Consider the following 4194-nt stretch of genomic DNA (forward strand, 5'->3'; position numbering starts at 1 on the left):
CCGTTTTAATGCCGGAGGTTCCGACATGCGCATGTACCATAATGCGTTCTTGGTTCTCGTCCCTTGCCCACGATGAGCAGAGTCGAGATATCTTCTTAGACTTAGCCTTACCCCCTAGGTGAGACAGATCTTCGGTGATGATTTCTTTTGGCCGTTGTGATGGATGTTGGGGAGCTCGTCCATTAGCTCTGGTGCGATTGCCCTCTCCGTAGACCACTTCTTTGATTGCAGCGCCCGAAATTGTCTGTAGTTGTGCCTTTGCACGCCTGAGTCGAGCTTTTTGTTTCTTGGTCCCTAGGTTATTTCGTGAGATGTGCTTGGTTCTTCTGGAGCCAGCATCTCTCTTTGATAGAGCGTGAAGTTTGTTCCTTGCCTTGCCGGTCTTATGCCTGCGCTTAGTCATGGAACTAAGCGCTCGGCCATACTCGTCGCCATGATGAACTCCCGAGTCATCAGTGCAGACCTCGGTGATTCCCCAGTCGAGCGATACGGCGGGGCCGGTGGCCTTGGCTAGAGCTGCAACGTCGTAGCTAACGTGAATGAAGGCCCGCTTGTTCTCTTCATCAAGTACGACCCTGACATTCCCCGACACACGAGAAATGCCAGACAGGGGTAGCGAGATGCGTTTGTTGCGAGTTGAGCTGACAACTTTGACATAGCGTCTGGTCTTGCCTTTAGCTGTGTCGTTGTCGACCACTGAATACAAGGTAGAGTCCAAAGACATAGAGTGAGACTTGATAACGGTTGGCCAGCTACCATCGAGTGCATCTCGAATGACGCGATGTAAGTACGAGGCTATCTTTGCACCCGTTTCGGGGGAGGTAGTCACAGTGGAGATCTCTGGCACGCCGCCACCCATGATTTGGCCAATAGCCGAGTATCTCGTTAGACAAGCATAGGCATAGTGCCTCTCATCTTCGTCTGTGAAGCGTCTCCACACCCTTGCCTTGACGTTAGCTCTTACAAAGCAGGACTCGATGTGGCGAATACAGGTATCCACGGCGTCAAAGGCAGCTTGGTCTACCAAATGGACGTTGATGCCCTCTGGGTATAAGCCCTGTGCCTTTGCATAGTCACGAAAGCTTTTGCTTCTATCAAGCAGCCTCCATAGGCTAGTCTGGCGCAGATGAGCTACAAAGACGCGCTTTGCGTCGCTATAGTGCCCAATCACAGAGCGCGTCTCGTCATACTTGTTCTTGTTCAGTGGCAACGTGGCTAGACGTACCGTGCGCTTCATAATGCTAACCATAGAGTGAGGCTCGGAGATCGGATCATAGAGTTACCTCTTTGGCCACCTCTTGAAGCCGTTCCATAACCTTTTTGTTTTTATGGTTATGCGATCCATATAGCCAGCCCGAGAAGACGGTTACGATTTCGATGACATCGTTTGTCAGATCTTCTTCAAAGGTTGAATCCTCGCTAGCGTTGATAATGATTACTTCGACTCCAAAATGCTCACAAAGAGACAAAACAAGCTCTGACCCAAAACGAAGCAGTCTGTCCTTATGACTGAGCACCAGCCGCCCAACCTCGCCGGAGCAAATCCAAGAGATAAGCACTTTTAGTCCACGCTTATGGTAGTTGAGTCCTGACCCTACATCGGAGATGATCTCATAGCTCCACCCGTTTGCGGCGCAATAGCTCTCTAGGAGAGCCACCTGGCGAACCAAGTCGTCTTTTTGAGCGTTGGTTGACACGCGGGCATAGGCGATGGTAGCTCTGGTGGATGGAGCTTTATGAGGAGTAATAGCACGAAGCTTAGATAGGTCATAACGCCTTCTGCCTCCTTGTGTGCGTATAGGAGGATCGATACGTCCTTCTGCTTGTCATCTCCGTAGCGTCATGGGGTGTACCCCAAGCTCCTGTGCTGGCACCCCAATAGGCACTAACCTCGTCATATAGGCGTTATAGTAAACTTCGTTTAAGAGTGCTCAGCTGGAGAGTAGCAGTAGCGAGCCCCATGGAGGTGACAAAGCGCCCCTAAAAGACTTCACTACCCAAGACGGCCAGATCAGAGACGGTCAGAGGGAGTGCTTGAGCTTGATTCGTCGGACTTTCAGGATGAGGGACACCTAGCACTAAAACCTCTGATGTGTACTTTCCGATCTTTCGTGGTCCAAGATTTACAACTGCCAAAATATTGTGGCCCACCAGGTCATCCTCGGGGATAAGCGCAAACTGACCGATCGAACGCCGAAGGCCAAGTACGCCAAAATCCAGTGTCATCTCCCTGGAAGGAGACCTAGTACCAACAGCAAAGGGCGCTGAGATCACACGGCCGACCCTAATATCAACTCCTTGAAAGTATCCAAAATCAACCTCCGCCTTTGAAGCGGCTCTTTCGTTCTCCATGGATAATTCCACCCTTGTAAAAACAACTATGCGTTCTCGGAATTCGAAAATAAAACCGAGACGCCTCAAAAATATAATACCGATCTCGCTCGATCAAATTCAACAAACGCTTAATCTTCAATCGCTCATAACGCGCTCTAGCGACTAACCTTATTCACTTTGATCTCAAAGAATCTGTCCAGCTCCCCAAGGTCAGTTCACGACCATTTCAACATATCAGTCGGGCCAAGTACGCCCAGTCAAAGTCCCATTTATTGATATGATTCAAACTTCGAACTATAGCGATTAGATACGCCGAATATGAGCCGCTAACAACCCAGATCGTTATCCGCTTGAGCATATTTGGATTGATTACATAAAAAGCCTTCGCAGTTCGTCTCCTGGAATTTTAATAGCGCATAAAATTACAATCTCGATTCACCCCCATAAATAGCTATGCCACACCAAAACAAAAAATGGCTCTCCTAACCCTCATGTGGGTCACCAAGACCCCATAACCGATAAGTAACGCCTGTACGATAAGAACTTTTGGGTCTTTAAAAGCATTGAATGAAACGTGCACGGTTTGTGACCTCTAAATTTGAAGTTACTAGCACACAGATTTAGGAGATCTAACCGTGCACGCTAACTCTCTAGTCAAGCAGTTGCTTGACGTTAAAGGTGTCATTGTCAACGATATTTTTATCTCAAAAGACGAAATTGTTGTAGATGTCAAACTTGCACGATCCAAGCTCGCATGTCCACCGTGTTGTTGAATAAGCCGTAAATTCAAAACAAAATACCGCTACGACATCAGAACTTATCAACTCACGCTGGAGACATCTTGACATGGGAATACGTCGTACTTGGATCTCTTGTGCCCTACGGAGACCGAAATGCCCCAATCATGGAGTAATCACTGAGTCCAGGACTCCTGAAATGGGAGATAAAGTTCAAGAGATGCCGGGTCGATCTTTGACAGAGAATCGCTTGGGTAAATTGGTCTCTGGGTGGCAGGTTTTTGTGGATGTACGTTGTTCGCACAATGAAACAAGTACACGGGTGCAACGAGGGGCAGATAACGGGTCGATCCGGACGTCAAGTGCTCCATCAACGATTCGGAGATCACCAGCGCGATTGAATGCTTCACTAACCCATCTTTCGCAGATTTCCCGAAAAATCGCCCCAATTGGCCCCTTTTGAGTTGATTTTTGAGGATTTTCGGCTTGGGCGATTTATAGATTTCCTGGTAGATGGGTATTAGGTCTTTTTGGGTCGCGAATGTAGTGTCCTAATTTTTGAGTAGTTTTGATTATGACTTGCATTAGCTCTGACATGGTGCTATTGTCTTGTTGTGTTTATCCGTGAAACTCCAACAGTTAATAAAAAGACCGGCGTTAGCTACAGTAAGTACCAACTCGTTGAGTCCTACCGCTGTGAAAAAGGTCCCCGTCAACGTATAGTAATGACCTTGACCGAACTGGACCTGGATAAGTCATTGTGGCCAGCTCTGGCCAATGCAATTGCCAATGCTATTACCTAGGACTCTCTGGAGTAACCTCACTCTTTGAATCAGATCCTATTATTGCCAGATACGTCGATCTGGCAATCACTAAGTATGCAATTCGTTCCGAAGTTGCAGCCGCTAAAGAAACAAGAACTACTGAGGCTGACCTTGAGATGGTGGATCTCTCTAGTGCTAAGACTATCAATAGTAGAAGTATCGGTCCAGAACTCATAGGAAACTCGTTCTATGAAGCTCTTAGCTTCGATAAGATCCTAGAGAGTGCAGGTCTATCGGGTGAATCCCTTGGTATTGCCAAGGCAACGATAATAGCTCGTCTTATTCATCCTGGATCTGAT

At 47.7% G+C, this 4194-nt stretch carries 3 protein-coding genes and 2 pseudogenes; 2 read left to right on the forward strand and 3 right to left on the reverse strand.

Features of this window, described 5'->3' with window-relative positions; genetic code table 11:
* The 3 genes and pseudogenes from AXFE_RS08880 to AXFE_RS08890 form a co-directional block, all read right to left on the reverse strand.
* On the reverse strand, positions 1 to 1237 hold a 1237-nt coding region (locus AXFE_RS08880; RefSeq protein WP_052605517.1), incomplete at its 3' end, for a hypothetical protein.
* 34 nt (positions 1238 to 1271) lie between these two features.
* A pseudogene (locus AXFE_RS08885) lies at positions 1272 to 1898 on the reverse strand (IS607 family transposase).
* Positions 1899 to 1980: 82 nt separating this feature from the next.
* Entirely contained in the window at positions 1981 to 2352 is a 372-nt protein-coding gene (locus AXFE_RS08890; RefSeq protein ID WP_052605518.1) for a hypothetical protein, read from the reverse strand.
* Positions 2353 to 3685: 1333 nt separating this feature from the next.
* On the opposite strand from AXFE_RS08890, the gene AXFE_RS19310 reads away from it, so the two are divergent.
* Together AXFE_RS19310 and AXFE_RS08900 are read left to right on the forward strand one after the other, a co-directional pair.
* The gene (locus tag AXFE_RS19310; RefSeq protein WP_152625981.1) at positions 3686 to 3874 is read left to right on the forward strand and encodes a hypothetical protein; all 189 of its coding nucleotides are present in this window, start codon (positions 3686 to 3688) and stop codon (positions 3872 to 3874) included.
* Positions 3832 to 4194 (forward strand): annotated as a pseudogene (locus tag AXFE_RS08900) (hypothetical protein); the annotation flags it as partial. The gene AXFE_RS19310 and the pseudogene AXFE_RS08900, both read left to right, overlap by 43 nt.

Source organism: Acidithrix ferrooxidans (assembly GCF_000949295.1).
Lineage (GTDB): Bacteria > Actinomycetota > Acidimicrobiia > Acidimicrobiales > Acidimicrobiaceae > Acidithrix > Acidithrix ferrooxidans.